The 19,280-nt window shown below is 41.1% G+C and carries 19 protein-coding genes; 6 read left to right on the top strand and 13 right to left on the bottom strand.

Annotated features, from left to right (window positions below; all coding sequences use genetic code 11):
* Positions 1-56 precede the first annotated feature (56 nt).
* The 9 genes from G327_RS0104395 to G327_RS0104350 form a co-directional block, all read right to left on the bottom strand.
* Positions 57-884, bottom strand: coding sequence for a Dam family site-specific DNA-(adenine-N6)-methyltransferase (locus G327_RS0104395; protein WP_019613551.1), 828 nt, complete (start codon positions 882-884; stop codon positions 57-59).
* The gene (locus tag G327_RS0104390; protein ID WP_211217206.1) at positions 877-2,523 is read right to left on the bottom strand and encodes an AAA family ATPase; all 1,647 of its coding nucleotides are present in this window, start codon (positions 2,521-2,523) and stop codon (positions 877-879) included. The genes G327_RS0104395 and G327_RS0104390 overlap by 8 nt, the downstream gene beginning before the upstream one ends.
* Positions 2,524-2,599: 76 nt before the next feature.
* The gene (gene aroB, locus G327_RS0104385; protein ID WP_019613549.1) at positions 2,600-3,670 is read right to left on the bottom strand and encodes a 3-dehydroquinate synthase; all 1,071 of its coding nucleotides are present in this window, start codon (positions 3,668-3,670) and stop codon (positions 2,600-2,602) included.
* The gene (gene aroK / locus G327_RS0104380; RefSeq protein ID WP_019613548.1) at positions 3,670-4,185 is read right to left on the bottom strand and encodes a shikimate kinase AroK; all 516 of its coding nucleotides are present in this window, start codon (positions 4,183-4,185) and stop codon (positions 3,670-3,672) included. Before aroK ends, aroB begins: the two co-directional genes overlap by 1 nt.
* A 172-nt stretch (positions 4,186-4,357) precedes the next feature.
* A complete protein-coding gene (locus G327_RS0104370) occupies positions 4,358-6,493 on the bottom strand; it encodes a type IV pilus secretin PilQ (RefSeq protein ID WP_019613547.1) in 2,136 nt (711 codons plus the stop codon).
* Between the two features lie 26 nt (positions 6,494-6,519).
* Positions 6,520-7,038 carry a pilus assembly protein PilP gene (locus G327_RS0104365; RefSeq protein ID WP_019613546.1) on the bottom strand — a complete coding sequence of 173 codons (519 nt, stop codon included), beginning with the start codon at positions 7,036-7,038 and terminating at the stop codon, positions 6,520-6,522.
* Entirely contained in the window at positions 7,038-7,607 is a 570-nt protein-coding gene (locus tag G327_RS0104360) for a type IV pilus inner membrane component PilO (RefSeq protein ID WP_019613545.1), read from the bottom strand. The genes G327_RS0104365 and G327_RS0104360 overlap by 1 nt, the downstream gene beginning before the upstream one ends.
* Entirely contained in the window at positions 7,607-8,164 is a 558-nt protein-coding gene (locus tag G327_RS0104355) for a PilN domain-containing protein (protein ID WP_019613544.1), read from the bottom strand. The genes G327_RS0104360 and G327_RS0104355 overlap by 1 nt, the downstream gene beginning before the upstream one ends.
* Positions 8,164-9,222 (bottom strand): pilus assembly protein PilM, encoded by a 1,059-nt coding sequence (locus G327_RS0104350; RefSeq protein WP_019613543.1) that lies wholly within the window; start codon positions 9,220-9,222, stop codon positions 8,164-8,166. Before G327_RS0104350 ends, G327_RS0104355 begins: the two co-directional genes overlap by 1 nt.
* A gap of 194 nt (positions 9,223-9,416) precedes the next feature.
* On the opposite strand from G327_RS0104350, the gene G327_RS0104345 reads away from it, so the two are divergent.
* Positions 9,417-11,984, top strand: a complete 2,568-nt coding sequence (locus G327_RS0104345) for a penicillin-binding protein 1A (protein ID WP_019613542.1) — start codon at positions 9,417-9,419, stop codon at positions 11,982-11,984.
* Between the two features lie 75 nt (positions 11,985-12,059).
* Here the strand turns inward: G327_RS0104345 and yrfG are convergent, their stop codons facing one another.
* On the bottom strand, positions 12,060-12,707 hold the full coding sequence (yrfG, locus tag G327_RS0104340) for a GMP/IMP nucleotidase (protein ID WP_019613541.1): 648 nt from the start codon (positions 12,705-12,707) through the stop codon (positions 12,060-12,062).
* A 112-nt stretch (positions 12,708-12,819) separates the two neighbouring features.
* On the opposite strand from yrfG, the gene nudE reads away from it, so the two are divergent.
* The gene (gene nudE, locus G327_RS0104335) at positions 12,820-13,383 is read left to right on the top strand and encodes an ADP compounds hydrolase NudE (protein WP_019613540.1); all 564 of its coding nucleotides are present in this window, start codon (positions 12,820-12,822) and stop codon (positions 13,381-13,383) included.
* 37 nt (positions 13,384-13,420) lie between these two features.
* Here the strand turns inward: nudE and sthA are convergent, their stop codons facing one another.
* Entirely contained in the window at positions 13,421-14,851 is a 1,431-nt protein-coding gene (sthA, locus tag G327_RS0104330; protein WP_019613539.1) for a Si-specific NAD(P)(+) transhydrogenase, read from the bottom strand.
* 249 nt (positions 14,852-15,100) lie between these two features.
* Here sthA and G327_RS0104325 point away from each other — a divergent pair, with 249 nt between their 5' ends.
* A complete protein-coding gene (locus tag G327_RS0104325; RefSeq protein WP_019613538.1) occupies positions 15,101-15,460 on the top strand; it encodes a DUF1422 family protein in 360 nt (119 codons plus the stop codon).
* Positions 15,461-15,561: 101 nt separating this feature from the next.
* Here G327_RS0104325 and G327_RS0104320 read toward each other — a convergent pair whose 3' ends face one another.
* A complete protein-coding gene (locus G327_RS0104320; RefSeq protein WP_019613537.1) occupies positions 15,562-16,056 on the bottom strand; it encodes a hypothetical protein in 495 nt (164 codons plus the stop codon).
* Between the two features lie 356 nt (positions 16,057-16,412).
* Here G327_RS0104320 and G327_RS0104315 point away from each other — a divergent pair, with 356 nt between their 5' ends.
* Genes G327_RS0104315 through G327_RS0104305 form a run of 3 tightly spaced genes read left to right on the top strand, consistent with a single transcriptional unit; the run spans position 16,413 to position 18,663 of the window.
* Positions 16,413-16,871, top strand: a complete 459-nt coding sequence (locus G327_RS0104315) for a methylglyoxal synthase (RefSeq protein WP_019613536.1) — start codon at positions 16,413-16,415, stop codon at positions 16,869-16,871.
* Positions 16,872-16,897: 26 nt separating this feature from the next.
* Entirely contained in the window at positions 16,898-17,998 is a 1,101-nt protein-coding gene (locus G327_RS0104310; RefSeq protein ID WP_019613535.1) for a YcbX family protein, read from the top strand.
* 17 nt (positions 17,999-18,015) lie between these two features.
* On the top strand, positions 18,016-18,663 hold the full coding sequence (locus G327_RS0104305; protein WP_019613534.1) for a hypothetical protein: 648 nt from the start codon (positions 18,016-18,018) through the stop codon (positions 18,661-18,663).
* A 327-nt stretch (positions 18,664-18,990) separates the two neighbouring features.
* Here the strand turns inward: G327_RS0104305 and G327_RS0104300 are convergent.
* Positions 18,991-19,280, bottom strand: a 290-nt coding sequence (locus G327_RS0104300; protein WP_157600985.1) for an IS3 family transposase, incomplete at its 5' end; no start/stop codon positions are given.

Raw genomic sequence — 19,280 nt, 5'->3', positions numbered from 1 at the left:
GTTTGCTTCCAGTATGTAAAGTGAGTGCTTATTCTACCGAAGCAAAAGCCAACAGACTATTTTTTATTTTCAGGAGTTTGCGCAGCAAACAGCGCAAATAACTCTCCGACAGGCTGGCGAGTGGATGATTTACTGCTGATGGTACGCGAAACCTGCACTTTGTCACAAAGCGCATCCCGATATAACTCCTGAGTCAGCGTCGTATCATGATTACTCAACAGTACACTGCATTTTGACTCCCTTGCTAATTTAGCAAGATTAGCCTGATCATCTAAAGTAAAACCACTACTTGCATAGCTGGTGAATGAAGCACTTTTACTCAGCGGTACGTAAGGGGGATCACAATACAAAACATCATCATCACGTAAATACTGGAATAACTTCTGATAAGGTTTGCAGATAAAAGTCGCTTTTTTGGCTTTTTCAGCAAAAAACAGCAGCTCCTTTTCTGGAAAGTAAGGTTTTTTATAACGTCCGAACGGGACATTAAAACCACCACTTTTGTTATAACGGCATAAACCGTTATAACCATGACGGTTCATATACAAAAACAATAAAGATCGCTGATAGACATCACTGCAGGCATTAAACTCCGTCCGCAGCTGATAATAGATAGCCTCATCATTAAACTTATCTTGGAAATAGTATTTAGCATCATGGATAAACTGTTTAGGTTTACGTTTGATAATTTTATACATTTCAATCAAGTCAGGGTTAATATCATTAAGCAGATATTCATCAAAATCACTATTTAAAAAAACCGATCCCGCACCGACAAAAGGTTCAATTAAACGCCCTCCTTTAGGTAAACGCTGATTGATCTGTTCTGTCAGGGTAAATTTTCCGCCAGCCCATTTCAGAAATGCTCTATTCTTTTTATTCATTATTTAAACGTAAATCCTGTTGTACAGATTGATATTTTTTGGCCCAGCTGTCCATATCAGCCAGTGACCCCGGCAGCTTTTTACCTGCCGTTCTAGCTGCTTCCAAGCTTTTATACTGTCCGAAAATCACTACATACCAAGGCTTTTTATTACGTATCGTCTGATACAGATAAACACCTTCTAGCGGCAGCTGATGCTTAGATATAAAGCGCTGCAGAGTTAATTCTGAGCTCATACCTGAGAGCTGCAAGGTGTATAAAGACGGCTTTACAGCAAATAATATCTCTTTAGCAGTAAAAAACGAGTGTTCATCTGGCTTCTTGACTGCATCACGTTTCTTTACCGGAGCAGTCTCGGCAGCCACAGGAACTAACGCTTCCACCTTAATCTTTATAGCTTCTTCTACAACAGCTTCACTATTGAACTGCATGTCAATGGGCTCATTTGCATCGGTCGTGGCGACTGCACTGCTTAAAACACTTTGCTCTTCTACAGGGGCGGCGACTGGCAGTATAAGCTCAGCATCTTGTTCTACCGTGCTTAATCCGTTGTTTTCACTAACTGCCTGCTCCTTTTGTTGAGTTATTTCAAGCTGTTCTATGCTGAAATCCTCCTGTTTATTTACAGAAGAGGCGGCTTTAACATCAGGCAGGGCTGATATCTGCTGCTCTGATATGACCACCCGTTTATCTGTTTGATCACTCTCACCCACCAGCAGACGACTGCCTTCTATCTGTTTTTTTTCAGAGCCCTGCCAGCTGCCTGCCAGCACCTCAGCTTCAGCAGCTGGTGCTGATACTTCCTGACCAGCGGTAATGCCTGAATCAGTAATTTCATCCAGCAGCTCACTCTCAATTTCGATAACCACTTCAAGATCAACTTCCGGAGAGGTTGAAGTTATAAAAGACGGATATAGATAGGTGCCAAGAGCGCCGACAATAAGGAGCATCAACAGCATTAATAAAACAGCTGGTAATCGTGCTTTCAGCCAGGAGGGTTCACTATTTTCTAATGTCCCTGCAATTATTTTTTCCGCTAATTGAATTATTTTCTGAGGAGAGCCTAAACAGGCGCCTAACTGCTTTGATAAAGCATCCTGGTGTTCAATTTGCGGTTTATAGCTGGACTGTTTAAAGATATGGTTTAATAAGGCGGTTGACTCACCTCTACCTAGAGGCTCTAATTTAAACTCCAGACAGGCGGACTTTTGTAATTGTTTCTGCTCAGCCTGGTTGATTAAGGTCATCATCTGCTGATTGCTAAAAGCATCAGCAAGAAATAAGATATTAACCTCATTTTCGCCAAACTGCTCTTTTTGTGAAATAACCTGTAACAACTCAGTTAACAGTTCAAAAGAAACTAAATGCGCATTGTCCAGCATAATTAAACGCGCAGCATCACTATTATGTTTTTCCTGCAGTAACGACATGGAGGTGAACAGGTCATCCAAAGGATTAAATAGCGGCTGTTCGTATAATTGCGATAATATCTGCTGTCTGATTTGTGAATCTGACAGTGACTCAGCTAACTGCACATAAACTTGCTGAATATTATTCGGAAGCTTATTTGAAAGCAGTTGGGCAAGCGTACTTTTACCGCTTCCTTTTTCTCCGGAAACAAAGATTAAAGAAGAAGACAAATAAATGAGATGCTGCAGTCGGTCGAGCAGCTGCAATTGAGAAATAATAGATATTTGTGTGCGCTCGACCATGACTTTAGTGTTCTATAACACTACGAAGCACTGCTTCACTGACATTACTAATTAATTCGCTTGTGCCAATCGAAGTTGGTAATACCAGGCGGAGTTTTCCATCCTGTACTTTCTTATCCAGCTGCATATGTTCAGCAAAATGTTCGTAGTCCATGCTTTCTGGTGCACTTAACGGTAAATCAAACTGCTTAATCAAGCGCATAATCTGTTCAACTTGGGGACGATCAATTAGACCAAGTATTAATGCTGTTTTGCCAGCCAAAACCATACCGGCAGCAACCGCTTCGCCATGCAGCCAGTTGCCATACCCCTGCTCAGCTTCGATAGCATGACCGAATGTATGACCAAGATTAAGTAACGCGCGAATACCGTGCTCTTTTTCATCCTGAGCAACAACTTCCGCTTTAATTTCACAACAGCGTTTAATCATATAAATAAGAGCCTGCGGCTGCTGCGCTTTAATCGCTTCGACATTTGTTTCTAACCAGGAAAAAAAGGCGGAATCGTAGATAATGCCGTATTTAATGACTTCAGCCATACCAGCGGCAAACTCACGCTCAGGTAGTGTTTTAATACAGTTAATATCAATAATAACTGCTTTTGGCTGGTAAAAGGCACCGATCATATTTTTACCAAGGGGGTGGTTGACCGCTGTTTTTCCACCAACCGAAGAATCAACCTGTGATAAAACAGTTGTAGGCACCTGGATAAACGGAACTCCACGCTGATAACAGGCGGCTGCAAACCCAGCCATATCTCCGATAACACCACCACCAAGCGCAACAATGGTTGTATCGCGAGCGTGTTTTTTAGCCAGTAAAGCACTTAAAATTGATTCAAAGGTCTCTATATTCTTAAACTTTTCACCGTCAGGTAAAATTATTTCATCTATCTGGAAATCTTTTAATGTCTCTTTACATGCCTGCAGATAAAGCGGCGCAACGACATCATTGCTTACAATCATTACTTTTTTACCGCTAATAGCACTGCTAAACAGCTCAGGCTGCTCAAGCAGGTTTTCTCCGATAGAGATCGGGTAACTACGCTCACCTAAATCAACAATTAATTTATCCATTAGAAATCCAATAGTGCAATAATCTGACTTGCAACGACTTTAGCACTTTGCTCATCAGTTTCGATAGTATAATCTGCAACTTCGTCATACAGCTCATTGCGTTTTTCAGCTAAAGCTTCAAGTACAGTTCGGGGATCTTCCGTTTGTAATAACGGACGACGCTTGTCTTTCAGAGTACGCGCTAACTGTTTGTTAACACTTGTTTTTAAGTAGACAACAATGCCTCGTGCAGACAAATGTGTTCTATTTTCGGAACGCAGCACCGCGCCGCCGCCGGTAGCTAAAACAATACCGTGATTCTGTGTTAACTCGTCAATCATATCCCGTTCACGATTACGGAACCCCTCTTCACCTTCAACATCAAAAACCCATGCGATATCCGCACCGGTTTTTTTCTCTATTTCAGCATCTGAATCATGAAAGTTAAGGTGCAGCATTTGTGCTAAATGACGACCGATTGTGCTCTTACCAGCCCCCATAGGGCCAATTAAGAAAATATTACGTTGTTCTGCCATGGTGAATTACTACTCAAGTGATTGATTAATGGAAAACCCTTTTATAAAAAAAGAAGTGCCGTACATTATCGCAATTGTTAATAAGTTATTGCAAGCGTATAAAAAAAAATAAGCCCGAAGATTAGCTTCGAGCTTATTTTCCTATGTATATAAGCAGCTGAGTTTAAGCTGATTAATATTTAGTCTGCATCACTATCCGTGGTGTTACAAATATAAGCAGCTCGGATTTTGCATTTTCTTCAAGAGTATTCCTGAAGAGAAATCCTACATATGGAATATCACCTAAAACAGGTACTTTGCTGACCGTATTAGTGATACGCTGCTGATAAATACCACCTAAAACTAGTGTTTCGCCATTTTCAACTAAGACCTGCGTACCAATCTCCTGGGTATTAATTGAAACGGCCTGCCCGATTCCGGTAGGAATAACCTCGCCCTTTGAATCCTGAGTAATAACCAGATCCAGAATCACTTTATTGTCAGGTGTTATCTGCGGTGTTACATTTAAACTTAATACTGCTTTTTTAAAGCTCACCGAAGTCGCACCTGACGATGCAGACTCTACGTAAGGAATTTCAGTACCCTGTTCAATATACGCGGTCTGCTGGTTTGCCGTAGTGATACGCGGACTAGCAATAATTTCAGCTTTATTCTCTTTCTCTAATGCTGAAAGCTCCAAGTCCAGTATTTGACCGTTGGCTAATTTTGCAACCTGGAAAGCAATCGAAGGAGCGCCTGCGACCGGCAAATTTACATTAAGGCGATCTGCAGCAGTTCCGCTGTTTCCGATACCATCAATAGTACCCGAAGTTCCAATCGAAGTGCCGCCATCAGTAGTAGTTGATCTTGTCACACCCCATTTGATCCCTAGTTCTTCACCAACACTGTCATTCACGGTTACCATACGGGCTTCAATCACAACCTGGCGCACCGGAATATCTAAGACTTCAATCATATCTTTTACCGCATCGATGACACTAACGGTATCTTTTACCAGCAGGGTATTTGTTCTAGAGTCTATGCTTACCGAGCCTCGTGCAGACAACAGACTTGCGTTACCACTTGATAACATTGCAGAAATATCAGCTGCTTTGGCATAATTAATTTGAATAAACTCAGCATAAAGCGGCGACAATTCAGCAACTTCTTTTTCTGTTTCTAACTGCTCTCGTTCCTTGGCCGCTAATTCAACCGCTGGAGCAATCATCAGAACGTTACCATCCATGCGCTTACCAAGTCCTTTTACCTTTAGGATAATATCCAGAGCCTGCTCCCAGGGAACATCATCTAAACGTAATGTGATGTTACCGCTTACAGAGTCTGTGATAACCAGGTTAAAACCGTTAAAATCAGCAATTAACTGTAGAACAGTACGCACAGGAATATCCTGAAAATTTAAAGATATAGCTTTCCCCTGATACACACTTTCTTTTTGATCTTGCGGTTTCTCCGATACCTCAATCATAAACAGGGTATCCAGCTGATCATAGCGATAGTTATATTCATCTTTTATATCAAAAACAAAACGTGTTTTTCCGTCTTCTTTAAAGGTTTCAACTTTTTCCACTACTGTAGCAAAATCAACGACATCCATAATGTACAGGAAATCACTAGGGATATGGGTACTTTGGAATTCAGCAATCAGCTGTTGATCTCTACGGCGGATATCGACAGCAACACTGGAATTGTCAAGATATACAAGCAGCTTGCCCTGACCTTCAGAGCCACGTTTAAAATCAATTGATTTAATACTGTTTACATAACCTTTCGGAGTTTCTTCAGATACCACTGATGCAGCTTTCTGTTCAGCTATCTGATTAACTAGAGAGACAGCGGCTGCCTGACTGCCTCCATCCTGCTTCAACGCCTCAGCAATAGCTGTTTCAGTGTCGCTTTCATCCATAATTGGTGAAGATGCATCACCGAAACGCACTAACAGGTGCTTGTCTTCCTGAACAACCCGGTAGGGCATTAAGGTATCCAGTGCAATAATCAACCGCAGGCCGTCGGTTGTACGCTTAGCCTCAACATTGTTAACTCCATTTTTATCAATCTGAATCGGGTTTAACTTCAAAACAGAGCTGGCCTCTTCAACGTCGATAACCAGCTGGTTAGGCCGGTAATGAAGCTTATCCTCATAGCGACTGACTGCTTCATTAAATTCAAACTTCAGTTCAAATTTTCCATCAATGAGTGGATTCACATTCAACTTAATGAGCTGTGATTCAGCCTGCGCCACTGGTGCACTTAACAATATAAATAACAACCAAAGTGGACTTAGTAATGCTTTTAAGTTTTGTATTTTCATGATTTTATTTCATCCCTGCTTTAAGATCATTCAGACTGCAGCGTAATCTGTGTAATCCGCTCCTGCCAACAGCCGTCTCTGTCTGAGGCTAACTCTAATAATTCAATTTCATTTTTGGTTATTTTTAACACTTTACCGTGATTTAGCCCTAGGTAATATCCAGGCCTGACTTTATGTATTTCACCACCGGAAACCTGTACCAGAGCCCATAATTCATCATTCATAAACAATGTACCGCGCATCACTAAATTACCAAGTGAATACATCTCCAGCGCTTGTTTCTTGCGCTTAAAATTAGGCTGCGGACAACTTTTAGGAGCATTTTTGGTTGGGGCGGCAACTTCTGCTTTAGGTTCAACAAACGGATTACGCCCTTTTTCCTGGGTAAACTCTAACGCTTCAATTTTCTTTAATGCCGGCACTTTATCATTAATTGGATACACTTTTGATTTTGCCTCAACAACAAAGGCACTTAAATCATTAACATCAGCTTCCACGCATGATAAAAGAGGAAAACTCATAAGTAAGATAATAACAATTCTCATTATTTGCCTCCCTTATAACGATATGTTTTAGCAACAACATTTAATACTAAAGAGTCATTATTGCCTTTTGTTAAACGCATATTGTCCAGTATTACAATACGTGGTAAAGCAGCAATATCAGCAGCAAAGCGTCCAAGTTCCTGATAAGAACCTACAACCTGAATACTGATGGGTACTTCAACAGAAAGCTTCTGGTTTTTTACAACTCCCCAGTTAATACTCTTAAACTGCAAACCATTATCAGCACCGATAAAACTAATATCATCAAGCAGGCTGGCAACTTCTTTTTTACTCGGCAGTTTATTTAACAACCCTTCAAAAATGATATTTATTTCAACCATTTGAGCACGGTATGCCTCTAAATTAGCAGACAATGCGGCTTTCACTTTAAACTCATTTTTAAGGGTAACTTCCTTGGCTTTGACAACCTCTAATTTATCTAACTGCGGGATAGTCACATAGTAGAAGAAAGCGCCGCTTATTATTGCGCAAACAATAACAATAAAAATTCCGCGATAAAGTTTCGGCCAGCTGCCTAAATTCTCAAAATCTAACTCATTTAAATCCATTATTTTTCCCCTTTAGTTTCAGGAACAACAACAAATTTCATTGCAAAATTACTTAACTTAATCGGCTTGCTTGGCCCGGCAACAATAGAGCTGATATATGAATCCCCCAGCCACCCTGAACCGTCGATATTCCTCATCATTTTTGCTAAACGGTTATTTGATTCACTCATGCCTTTTACGTCAACCTGTTCATTAGCAAATGAAGCGGACTTTAAATAAATGCCCGCAGGAACTACATCCACTAATGTATTAAACAGACGAGTTGCTGAATTACGCTTTTCTTCTAATTTCTGAATGACGTTAATACGGCTCTCCAGTTCCGCTTTTTCTTTTTTTATTTTATTAATCTCAGCAATTCGGCGGTCTAAAATAATGGTCTGAGTCTGCAGAAACTGGTTACGCTCATTTTGTGCCCCGATTAATTCGTCAACATACATTTTTCCGGCATAAGAAAGCGCCAGTACAACAATCGAAGTAATAATTAAAATGACAAAAAAGGCATGTTTCTTTTTCTTTTTAAAATCATCACGCCAGGGTAATAAGTTAATATTAGACATTATTGAACCCCTCTTAATGCCAGACCTAATGCCAGCATATATTTGGCACCAGCTTTCTGAAGCAGCACCTTATCCGATTCATTTTTATATTCAAAACCAGGAAATGGACTCGCTATTTCAACTTTTAAGTCCAATTCTTCTTCTAACTGCTTTACCAGCTCCGGCATTAACTGGCAGCCCCCGGTCAGTATAATTTTATCAATCTGAATATTGTTGGGCGTATTGGTAAACATGCGCAGATCAAAACGTAAATGATTAACCGTCATATTGATAAACGGGGCAACAACATCAATATCGCAGTCAACAGGCCAGCTATGCTCAACTTTTACTTTTTCAGCTTCACTAAAACTCATTCCGTAATGATCCGCCATCATCTGCGTACAGACAGCACCGCCATGATTCTTAGAACGAGAAAAAATAACATTACCCTGATGCATAATATTCAGCATCATTTGTGACGCACCGATATCAATGAATGCAATGCCTTTATCAAAATCATCCCGTTCAAACAAAAGCTCGCACGCTCTTGCCTGAGCATGGCTGGCCACATCCACAACTTTTACCTTTAAGCCGGCATCTTCCACACAATCAACCTGTGATATAACCGTTTCCCGACGAGCAGCGCTTACCAGCACATCATTCAATTCTTTATTCGATGCATTCGGCCCCAAAACTTCAAAATCTAGAAAGATTTCATCAAGCGGAAACGGAATACTGTTTTCAGCTTCAAGCTCAACCTGGGCTTCTAAGTCAATCTCACTTAAATCAGCATTCATCGACATAACTTTAGTAATAACGTCGGCGCCGGTTACCGCGATGGCGACATTTTGATATGAAGTGGGGAAGTTTTTCCGTAACTGCTTAATAACCTGGCTTAACTTTGTAATATCTTCAAAGTGATTATCAACAATTAGACCCTTTGCAATTGGCGCTTCAGCGACAGCATCAATTTGAAAAGTTCCCCTGCCCTTAGAAAGAGCAATCGCTTTAATTGAATTTGAACCGAAATCAATGCCGATCAGCGCATTCTGATTTGTTTTTTTAAGACCTGAAAACATAACATCCTTGCCATAATTATTTGAAAAGAGAGAACACTTTATGGATTAATAATAAGACTAAAATCGCTAACTACAAGGCGATAAGTCACACTTCCCTCTTTAACTCCCTAAATATCACTATATACTATGGCATGACAAACAATAATATCAATTTAAATCAACTATTTGTAAGAAATGTTTAAGGTATATCTAAAATGATAAAATGGATGAAACGATTTTTCTTGGTTTCTGCTTTTTTTACCCTGACGGGCATTGGAGCAATAGTTGTTATTTATTATCATGTTAAAGCAGACTTACCGGATGTTGCGTCGATTCAGGATATCCAGCTGCAGGTACCAATGCAGGTGTTCAGCCTTGACGGCGAACTGCTCTCTCAGTACGGTGAAAAGAAACGTATTCCCCTGACCAGAAAAGACCTACCAGAGCAGTTGATCCATGCCTTTTTAGCAACCGAAGACAGCCGCTATTATCAGCATTTCGGTATTGATCCGATCGGTATCGTCCGTGCAGCTATGGTTTACGCTTCAACAGGTCAGGCCAGACAGGGAGCAAGTACTATTACACAGCAGGTGGCACGTAATTTCTTTTTAACCCGGGAAAAAACGTTCATCCGCAAAATTAAAGAGATATTTATCGCAATTCAGATTGAACAAATTCTGACTAAAGACGAAATTCTGATGCTTTATCTCAATAAAATATCCTTAGGACAGCGTTCATACGGCGTTGGTGCAGCCGCTCAAGTCTATTATGGAAAATCAGTATCGGAATTAACCCTGCCGCAAATGGCAGTACTTGCTGGTTTACCAAAAGCCCCGTCCCGCTTAAATCCGATCTATTCTCCTGACAATGCCAGAAAACGCCGTAATATCGTTTTGTCGCGCATGCTCGATGAAAAATATATAACCCAGGCAGAATTTGATCAAGCGGCGCAGAGCCCGATTACAGGAAAATATCATGGTGCAAAGATCACCCTGTCTGCTCATTATGTTGCAGAGGTAGCGCGTAATAAACTGGTAGAACTATACGGCGAGCAGCGAAGCTATAACGACGGCTTTCGCGTTTACACAACCATTAACAAAAAAACTCAGGAAGCCGCCAACCAAGCGGTAATAAAAAACCTGCTAGAATATGATAAACGCCATGGTTATCGAGGTGCCAAAAAGGTGTTATGGCAGGCACAGGATGAAAACTGGTCAGTTGAAGATATTGCAGCGCGCCTGAAAAAGGAACCTAGTTTTTCCGACCTGCAGCCGGCAGTTGTTATGCAGGTTGATGATAAATCGATTCAAGTGATCAGTAAAGATTCCGGCACTGAAATACAGACCATCGGCTGGGACGGCCTGAAATGGGCGCGCCCGTTCAAAACAGATTCCAGGCAGGGAAAGCCGCCTAAGACTGCCGCGGAAATTGTTTCTGCAGGAGAGCAGATATGGGTGCGTCAGGTCGAGCAAATTTTAGAATTATCTCAATACCCTGATGCAAGCGCGGCATTCGTGTCCTTGAATCCGCAGGATGGAGCCATCACATCAATGGTTGGAGGTTTTAGTTTTGTACAGAGTAAATTTAACCGTGTTACTCAAGCAAAACGGCAGGTCGGATCAAATATTAAACCCTTTATTTATTCAGCGGCACTAGATAATGGTTACACGCTGGCAACACTGGTTAATGATGCACCAATTAATCAATGGAGCGGCAGTGCTGCATGGCGCCCCAAAAATTCACCACCGGTCTATGACGGTCCAATCCGATTAAGACGAGCACTCGGGCAGTCTAAAAATGTTGTATCAGTGCGTTTAGTGCAGGATCTTGGTTTCTCTAAAATTATCAACCAGCTTGAAAAATTTGGTTTTAATAAAGAGGATATACCGAGAAATAATACAATCGCCTTAGGCTCTGCATCAGCTTCACCATTAGAAGTAGCGACTGGATATGCCGTCATCGCTAACGGCGGTTATAAAATAGAACCTTATCTTATTGAACGCATTGAAGACTCCTACGGAACCGTAATATATCAGGCGGCGCCGAAAACTGTCTGTCGAGACTGTAAAAAACTTTATGAGCAGCAGGCACAATCCGAGCAGCTTATCCCATCGACATCAGCGGAGAGCGGGCTGGGAGAAGTCTGTTCAATTTCACCGATTAGTGAAGAGCAGATTGCAGTTCCTGCAATCAGTGAAGAAACCGCATTTTTAACCCGAGAATTACTCTACACTGCAGTTTGGGGAGGCGGCAGCTGGCAGCATAAAACAGGCTGGAACGGTACCGGCTGGCGTGCGGCCAATGCACTGAAGCGAAGAGATATTGGAGGGAAAACAGGAACAACTAATGATTCAAAAGACGCTTGGTTCTCGGGTTATGTGGGCAATACCGCGGCCACATTCTGGCTTGGATTTGACAATTTTAACCGTAATCTAGGTAAAGCAAGCTGGAATTCAAACCTGGGTAAAGAACAGGTTTCCGGCGGTGAATTTGGAGGAAGGACTGCATTACCTGGATGGATCGACTTTATGAAAGAAACAGCCCTCTCACAACCAGTGCAGAAACCAGCTAGACCGAATAAAATTTCTACCGCCAGAATCGACCGTACAACGGGCTTATTAACCTACAAAACAGATTACACAACCCGTTTTGAATACTTTAATACAGGCTCAACACCGACTGAATACACCGATCAGGCAGGCAGCGTTGAACCACCGTTATTTGAACTGGATGACCAGGAAAAAACAGATAATAAACCCGCCTCAGCTGACGAGATTTTTTAGCTATATCTGCAGGTAATCTTACAAAAATAAACTACTGCCGTTTTACAGTGGTAGTTTATCTTTCTTCCTAATACCCTACAACAGCTCGGAAAACAGTTTAATAACCTTAAAATCCCGCATATTCTGTGCTGCCTTAGTGCTGTCTGGTGTGGCAATACCGCACAGGTAAGCAACACCAGCCTGCTCTGCCGCTTTTAATATTTTTTCACTGTCATCAATAAATAGACAGCGTGACAGATCCAGCTTAAGCTCGGATTCAACCGACGACCAGAAATGCGGGGCTTCTTTTGCAGCCTGATAGTCATGGCTGGAAACTATTTCATCAAAGTAACGGCTTATACCCGTTTCCTGCATTTTTACATCAATACCGCTGCGGTGTGCATTAGTTAGTATCACAACCCGTTTATTAAGCTGACGAAGACGCTCTAAAAACCATAATGTATCACTGCGAACCTGAATTTTATGCTTAGTTTTATGCTGCAGCTCATGGATATCTAAGCCGAAAGTCTTACTCCAGTGATCATAGCAGTACCAGTCTAATTGCCCAGATACCTTCGCATACTGAGCGAATACATGGCTCTCTGCTTCAGCTAAGGGGATCTGTAATTTCTGAGCATACTGACTGGGAACAAACTCCAACCAGAAATGATTGTCGTAATGTAAATCCAGCAGGGTGCCGTCCATATCCAGCAGGACAGTATCAACTTCACTGAGCAGATGCATAAAAAACCTCGATAAATTATAATTAATGAACAGTTGCTTGTAAGATAACATGATAAACAACTTAGAAAGAGATACTTCAGTTCTCTGGTTGTTTCAGTGTGGAGAAAAATTCATGAGCCAGTCATCACCAACATTACCGCAAATTTTAAAGCGCAGCCTGATTGCCAGCAGCCGCTTTTTTAGTATTGAAGCTATTCAGCTGAAGTTCAGCAACGGTCAGCAGCGCGAATTTGAACGGATGCAGGGCAGCCATCCGGGAGCGGTATTAATTGTTCCGTTTTACGATAAAGATACCCTTCTGCTTATTCGCGAGTATGCAGCCGGCACACACAGCTACGAACTAGGTTTTCCCAAAGGTCTTATAGACCCGGGCGAAACACCCGAGACAGCCGCTAACCGAGAATTGAAAGAAGAAGTGGGGTTTGGCGCACAGCGCTTAACCAAGCTGAAAAAAGTAAGCATGGCCCCTAGTTATTTTAATAGTGAAATGACGCTGTTTATGGCTTTTGACCTTTATCCAGAAAAGTTAGAAGGTGATGAACCGGAGCCTCTTGAGGTTATAAAGTGGCCTTTAAATAAGGTTGATGAATTATTAGCAAGAGAAGATTTTCAGGAAGCACGGGGAATTTCCGCATTATTATTAACACTTAAAGCATTAAACAATGGACAGCTTTAACGGCAGGGGATAAATAATTTATCCCCTGCCTGATGGTTTAAAACAAACGGTTCAAACCATTCAAGGCGGCCACGCGATAAGCCTCAGCCATGGTGGGATAGTTAAAAGTGGTATTTACAAAATACTCAATAGTATTAGCCTGCCCCTTCTGCTCCATAATCGCCTGACCGATATGAATAATTTCAGCCGCACGCTCACCAAAACAGTGAATACCTAATATCTCTTTTGTTTCTCTATGGAATAAAATCTTCAGACTGCCTACTTCAGAGCCTAAAATCTGTGAACGAGCCAGATCTTTAAACTGCGCACGCCCGACCTCATAGGGTACCTGCTGCTGCGTCAGCATCTGCTCAGTTTTCCCCACAGAACTGATTTCTGGAATAGTAAAAATCCCTGTTGGAATGTCTTTGATTAATTTTTTCTTACCTTCACGGGTTAGAATGACATGCGCGGCAATTCGTCCCTGATCATAAGCGGCACTTGCAAGACTTGGATAACCAATAACATCACCAATAGCATAAATATTCTTTACATCGGTCTGATAATGCGGATTTACCGCCAGCTGTCCACGCCCGTCAGGACTTAAACCTACAGACTGCAGGTTTAGTTTATCGGTATTTCCGGTTCGCCCGTTTGCAAATAACAAGCAGTCAGCTTTCATTTTTTTACCCGACTTAAAATGAATGACAACTCCGTTTTTAACGGCTTCAATTTTCTTATAAGCCTCGTCATGACGAAGAATGATGCCTGAATTTCTAAAATGATAAGATATCGCATCGGACATTTCATCATCCAGAAATGACAGCAGACGGTTCTGCGTATTAATTAAATCAGTTTTAACGCCTAAGCCTCTAAAAATAGAAGCATACTCAGAGCCGATAACGCCGGCTCCATAAATCACAATATGCTGCGGCTGATAATCCAATGACAGAATAGTATCGCTGTCGTATATATTTGCATCTGAAAAATCAATATCCTCAGGATGATAAGGCCGGGACCCGGTTGCAATAATCACATTTTCTGCAGTAAACTTCTCAGTGTTGCCGTCTTTATTTTTAACGGCTATAGTGTGATTATCGACAAAAGAAGCTTCACCAAAATGTAATGAACAGTTATTACGATTATAAAAACCGCTGCGCATACTTACCTGCTTGCTGATAACCTGCTCCGTATGGCGCAGCACATCAGCAAAAGTGAATGACTGTTTTTGCGGGTAATTATTAGTAAACAGGGCATTGTGTTTAAGCTCGATAAGCTGGCTGACACTATGGCGAAGCGCTTTTGAGGGAATTGTTCCCCAGTGCGTACAGCCGCCGCCGATATCATGATATTTTTCGACTACTGCAACACGCAGGCCGCCTTTTGCCAGCTTCATTGCGGCCCCTTCCCCTCCCGGTCCGGAGCCGATAACAACCGCATCGTAATCATAAGTTTCAGGTTTAATATTCTTACTTTTCTGCTCGGACATGACTACCTCTAATGAAGAAACATACACTCAACTACCGGAATATAAAAACAAAAGAAATAGTAACAATACATTAGCATTTGTCACACACCCTGCTAACAAATCGTGCGCTAGGCAAGACTAATCTCACAGCAGTAATTTAAGCTTCGGGTAAAGTTATAAATAAAATAGGAAAAATATCAATTATCATGTTATTTTTAAGGTTAAATATTAACAAAATTCACCCTCTAACATTCTTTAAGGAAGCATTTCATGAATCAAAACCGCATTTCTTTAAAATGGCTTGCTTATACGTTTTTGATCGGACTTTCAGTTAACGCCTGTTTTTCGATATTAACAATCTCCCTTTTGCCGTTTTCTATTTTTCCGTTTCTTACCCTGTATTTTGCTGTAAACCATTTTTATAGTATTTATATAAAAGAAACGCAAAATGAACTAAGTATTCGTCCAGCCTGGGCAGCCTTCTTTATTGGGATATTCTCCTATACGGCTGTGAACGGCGCGTTATACCCCGAGCTTGGTTCCAACATTATTTCAATTACATTAACCCTGCTGCTAAGCATCTGGTTAATGTACAAACTGATGTTCGGTGATAAACATTATTCCGCTTAATGCGTATCTGCTATAAACAAAAAGGGCGTATTAATTATTATTAATACGCCCTTTTTATTAAGCTTGATATAGCAGACAGATATCAGTAAACACTTAGATACCTATTCTGACTGTTGTTCTACTTTTAAACGCAGCTCCAGACCAGAAAGCAGTGTAACTGACTTATTTTCAAGCACTTGTAACTCCTGAGCAGAAGCATCCCGGTCAAACTCGCCCAGTTCCGGAAATAATTTACAGAACATAGGCTGCGGATACATATTTACCGTATCCATGGTCACTGAACGAGGAATCTTGAAAAATACAAAAGAGCCGATGTCATCAAAACGCTGTAATTTTTCAATTAAACGCTCTGCTGTTAATGCCTCTAGAAAAAACTCTTCTTCTTCACTTTTACTGTTCCACTCGGCAATAGTAATCAAAGCTCGAAAAGGCAGCTCATCCGAAACATCTTCTTTTTCAATATAAATCGAATGCAGGGCAGTTTGATTTTCTTCCCGATTGATTTTTAAGCCGATAAACTTAAAAGTAGGGTGAGCAATCAATAATGTTGGTAATTGATCCGCAAAATAAAGAGATAACTGGTCACTGTTTTTCATAAAAACTCCGGACAAAATATATTTGAGATTATCACTCAAATACAACAAGATAAAAGACTACTGACAGTAAAGCTTAACCGATACTGTTTACTTTACAAGTACTATAAGTCAAGCATATGAAAATGCCGAACTAAGCAGGGCGATCTGTAAACAGATATTAGAGTTCAAGCTGAAATAATGACCAGTTTATAACTCAACGTGTACTGATTTATGCAAATTTTATGACAACAATACTGCTTGCGATGAAGCTCTGGCAGAAAGCCTGTGTTTGGTCACATTACTTATTACTGCAATAATGCATATTATTGTGTCGTATGGCCGTCAGAACAGGCTGTGAGATTATTAAAGGGATAAGAATGAACTATACAACACGAGAATTACCTAAGCATAAACGTATTGCACTCGTTGCACACGATCATATGAAACAAGAGCTGCTTAACTGGTCAGAAAGACGCAGTGAAATTTTAAAACTACATCACCTTTATGCGACCGGAACAACGGGTTCATTATTATCTCAAAAAATAGGTTTACCTATCAAATGCCTGTATTCAGGTCCAATGGGAGGTGATCAGCAGCTTGGAGCAAAAATAGCGGAAGGTGAAATCGATTTACTTATTTTTTTCTGGGATCCGATGAACGCGGTGCCGCATGATCCAGATGTAAAAGCATTATTACGCTTAGCCGCCGTGTGGAATATTCCTGTGGCAACTAATATTGCTACCGCTGATTTCATTATGGATTCAGTGCATCTGGAAAACAGCTACCAGACCCGTATTCCTGATTATCAAGGATACTTAGCTGAACGCACTCAATAAGAATAACAGCAGGAAGGTAATAAGATTTGCAGACACTTAGCGATATATACATTTACCCGATCAAATCGATTAAAGCGATCAATCAACCGGCGGCTCAGGTTGAAGAAAAGGGATTAAGTTTTGACCGCCGCTATATGCTGGTTGATAAGCAGGGCAAATTTATTACCGGCCGTACCCAGCCGCAGTTAACGCAGATCGAGGTACAGTTTTCACAAAATACTCTACTGGTAAACGCCCCCGATATGCCGACACTCACTATCAATCCAGATAACTTTGGCCAAGAGATAAAAAAAACACAAGTCTGGTCAGATCAGGTAAATGCTTTGCATTGCCATCGTGATTACGATTTATGGTTTTCGGACTATCTGAAACTGGACTGCCAGTTAGTCTATTTCGCAGAACAAACAAAACGTTTAATAAAAAACAAACAGACACAGGTTTCATTCGCCGACGGTTATCCATTACTGCTGATCAATCAGGCCTCCGTTGACCTGCTTAACGCACGCTTAGAAACTCCGGTAACAGCTTTGCATTTTCGTCCCAACATTGTTATCAAGGGTGATTTTCCATTTGTTGAAGATACATGGTCACGCATAAAAATTGGAGAAGTTGAATTTGAGATCAGCAAGCCTTGTTCACGCTGCTTGTTTACCAATGTTGATCCCAAAACCGGTCTTGCTGAAAGTAATGAACCACTGGCAACTCTGGCAAAGTTCCGCTATCACCAGGGTAATGTAGATTTCGGGCAGAATCTGATCCCGCTGAATCAAGGTTTGATCCGTACGGGTGATGAAATCCAGGTCATAGCCGCTCAAAGTGCTCCTTTTTACAGCTCACAGCTTGAAGAACAGAGCAGCAGTAAAAAATCGGTAGAGATACATTATCAGGGAGCCGATATAACAATCAGTGGTGATAACCAGCAGCTGCTGTTAGATCAGGCCGAACAAGCCGGCATTGATATCCCCTATTCCTGCCGCGGCGGTAAATGCGGACGCTGTAAAGTCAAGCTGCTCGAAGGTGAAGTCATAACCCTCAATAATGAAGGTTTAAATGATTCAGAAATTGAGCAGGGTTATATTCTTGCCTGCAGCTGTATCCCGCTATCAGATATCAGCGTTGCACATTAATACATAATGGGAGAACCATGAATACAGCATCCAATAATACGCAGATCCCGGAAAACGATACAGATAAACTAATTGAAGTACTTGGTTTAACCAATAACATTAATGAGGCTGGTTATATACTGCCGGACGGACGTTTATTACATCTGGACCGCAGTAACTGTTTCAAACGTAAAAATCACCTCGACGTTCTGAAACTGCTGCCGGATTTTCTTGGTCAGGAACACTCAATCATTGATACCGATATGGTCGCGTTTATGGCTAGGGAACAGCTAGTGCGTTTCTGCATTGATGGGAAAATTCATACCGCCGTGAAGCCGACTTCGATTCAGTTACGTAAAATATATTCTGTGTTAGCTTACCGCTCGAATCCCTTTGAAATAATCATCTCCAATGCGGCAGGTATGACTTTAGCGCAGCATACGGTTTCAGGACCAAGCATGGCGAAACTGGTTGAGTTTTTTAAAGCCTATGCACCTGAAAAGCAGGGAATATTTTCAGAAGATGAGTTTTGTGTTGAGCAGGATGACAAGCACTTTAAGCTAATATTTCGCCCGTCTATGAAAACCGTAGGAAAAATGAGTAAAAAAAGTCAGATGATAAAAATGGAGCCTCAGTTTAAAGAGGCTACAAAGTTATTTCTAAAATTAATTAAAAATCCGGAATAACAATCAACATCAGCAGCTGAATAGCGCTCAAACAGTTTTCTTAAAACGCTGTTAGTTATTGACAGAGGATACAAATATCCTCATCACCATCACTAAATTAATAGCGCTCAAGCCGTTTTAATAAATAGCACTATCTGATGTTTACTGACGATGCAAACTTATTCATCACCGTCACAGTTTAATAACGTTCAAACAGTTTTAATAAATAGCACTATCTGATGTTTACTGCACGGCTAGCGCATTTTAATCCCTGATTCTAAAAGGGCTGAGCGATAGCCATCATCTAGTGACCTGGTCAACTGAATTCGGTCACCCTAGTTAAGTTCGTTAAGCTACTTCTTTTAACGGTCTATCCATACGTTCAAATTCATTGGGGCTTCGATAATCAAGGTATGAATGCATTCGTTGGCAGTTGTACCACATCGTGATGTAATTCATAACATCTTGCTGAGCTGCATAGCGCGTTTGATAATTGCGCCAATGAACACGCTCCTGTTTCAAACTGCCGAAAAAACTTTCTGCTACTGCGTTATCCCAGCAACATCCTTTTTTACTCATACTGCCTACAAATCCATGCAACCGCAGTATTCGTCTATATTGATGACTCGCATATTGAA

The organism is Psychromonas ossibalaenae ATCC BAA-1528 (assembly GCF_000381745.1).
Lineage (GTDB): Bacteria > Pseudomonadota > Gammaproteobacteria > Enterobacterales > Psychromonadaceae > Psychromonas > Psychromonas ossibalaenae.
This window is presented reverse-complemented; position numbering and strand designations above follow the sequence as displayed.

Bases quoted from the DNA above. Each gene is read 5' to 3' on its own strand.
- G327_RS0104320 (WP_019613537.1), bottom strand. From the start codon at position 16,056: ATGAAAAACAGTGACCAGTTATCTCTTTATTTTGCGGATCAATTACCA.
- G327_RS0104325 (WP_019613538.1), top strand. From the start codon at position 15,101: ATGAATCAAAACCGCATTTCTTTAAAATGGCTTGCTTATACGTTTTTG.
- G327_RS0104365 (WP_019613546.1), bottom strand. From the start codon at position 7,038: ATGAGAATTGTTATTATCTTACTTATGAGTTTTCCTCTTTTATCATGC.
- G327_RS0104305 (WP_019613534.1), top strand. From the start codon at position 18,016: ATGAATACAGCATCCAATAATACGCAGATCCCGGAAAACGATACAGAT.
- G327_RS0104315 (WP_019613536.1), top strand. From the start codon at position 16,413: ATGAACTATACAACACGAGAATTACCTAAGCATAAACGTATTGCACTC.
- G327_RS0104360 (WP_019613545.1), bottom strand. From the start codon at position 7,607: ATGGATTTAAATGAGTTAGATTTTGAGAATTTAGGCAGCTGGCCGAAA.
- G327_RS0104345 (WP_019613542.1), top strand. From the start codon at position 9,417: ATGATAAAATGGATGAAACGATTTTTCTTGGTTTCTGCTTTTTTTACC.
- G327_RS0104350 (WP_019613543.1), bottom strand. From the start codon at position 9,222: ATGTTTTCAGGTCTTAAAAAAACAAATCAGAATGCGCTGATCGGCATT.
- nudE (WP_019613540.1), top strand. From the start codon at position 12,820: ATGAGCCAGTCATCACCAACATTACCGCAAATTTTAAAGCGCAGCCTG.
- aroB (WP_019613549.1), bottom strand. From the start codon at position 3,670: ATGGATAAATTAATTGTTGATTTAGGTGAGCGTAGTTACCCGATCTCT.
- aroK (WP_019613548.1), bottom strand. From the start codon at position 4,185: ATGGCAGAACAACGTAATATTTTCTTAATTGGCCCTATGGGGGCTGGT.
- sthA (WP_019613539.1), bottom strand. From the start codon at position 14,851: ATGTCCGAGCAGAAAAGTAAGAATATTAAACCTGAAACTTATGATTAC.
- G327_RS0104355 (WP_019613544.1), bottom strand. From the start codon at position 8,164: ATGTCTAATATTAACTTATTACCCTGGCGTGATGATTTTAAAAAGAAA.
- yrfG (WP_019613541.1), bottom strand. From the start codon at position 12,707: ATGCATCTGCTCAGTGAAGTTGATACTGTCCTGCTGGATATGGACGGC.
- G327_RS0104370 (WP_019613547.1), bottom strand. From the start codon at position 6,493: ATGAAAATACAAAACTTAAAAGCATTACTAAGTCCACTTTGGTTGTTA.
- G327_RS0104395 (WP_019613551.1), bottom strand. From the start codon at position 884: ATGAATAAAAAGAATAGAGCATTTCTGAAATGGGCTGGCGGAAAATTT.